Annotated in this window: 1 protein-coding gene and 1 pseudogene; both read right to left on the bottom strand. The window is 65.1% G+C overall.

The features are described 5' to 3' along the window. Positions 1-690: SPFH domain-containing protein (locus tag HX846_RS34860; RefSeq protein ID WP_178967220.1), on the bottom strand; the 690-nt coding region annotated here is incomplete at its 3' end. 9 nt (positions 691-699) lie between these two features. Continuing rightward, positions 700-959 (bottom strand): annotated as a pseudogene (locus HX846_RS34855) (protease modulator HflK); the annotation flags it as partial.

The raw sequence follows: 959 nt of genomic DNA, 5'->3' as shown, positions 1-959 counted from the left end.
CTCGCGCTCGGCGCGCATGCGGTCGACGGTGGCGGCGAGGGTCACCGAGGGCAAGGTCAGCCGTTCAACGCCCACCTGCACCACACGCACGCCATAGGTGGTGAGCAATTGTTGATCAATCTGCTGGCGCAACTGCGCTTCAAAATCGGCAATGCGCACCTGGCTGGCATCGGTGTTCACCAGGTTGGCCAGGTCGAAACTGGCGGCGGTGGTTTCCAGCGCCGAACCGACAAAGGTACGAATCTGCCGCGCCGCTTCATCCGGCTGGTTCTGCACCGCACGCATAAAGCGCTGCACGTTGTCGGGATCGCCCTGCACCTGCCAGGCCACGTAGGCCTGCACGATGATCCGCAGGCCATCGCGGGTGCCCACATCCTGCAAACCGCTGGAGGTGGTGCGCAGGCGCAGGTCCACCGGAATCGCCGCCTCGAACGGCGCCGGCCAGCGCCATCCCAGGCCCGGCTCCAGCAATACCCGCGACGGGTTGCCGAAGCGGGTAATCACCGTGGCTTCACCGGAACGCACCTGCACCAGGCTCGCCGCGGCGACCGCGAACAGCACGAGCAATACCGCCCAGCCCATACGCCGCCAGGGGAACGGGCCGGCTTCGTGCTCATCGCCATGATGGTGATGATGGTGGCCGTGGTGGTGACCATGGCCTGCGTGATCGTGAGAATGAGCGCTCAACAGATGAACTCCTTATTGAACGGCTTTACGCGGCACCGCAGGGTCGGCCGGTAAGGTAAAGGAACGCAGATCGATGGTCGGTGCGCCACTGGCGCCCAGGCGATGATCAAGAATGAGTAACTTGGCGTGGGCCAGGCCCTGGCTCAGTTGGCTCAGGTACTGCTCCAGCACGAACGCCTGGCCGGCTTGTTGATAGGCCTTTTGTTCGGCGCTGAAGCGCAGGTCCGCCGCTTGGGCGCCGGCGCTGACTTCATGGGCCGTGGCCTGGGCCC

The organism is Pseudomonas sp. K5002 (genome assembly GCF_013386655.1).
In the GTDB taxonomy this organism is placed as follows: domain Bacteria; phylum Pseudomonadota; class Gammaproteobacteria; order Pseudomonadales; family Pseudomonadaceae; genus Aquipseudomonas.
Note: the sequence above shows the minus strand (reverse complement) of the source record. Positions and strands in the feature narration are given on the sequence as shown.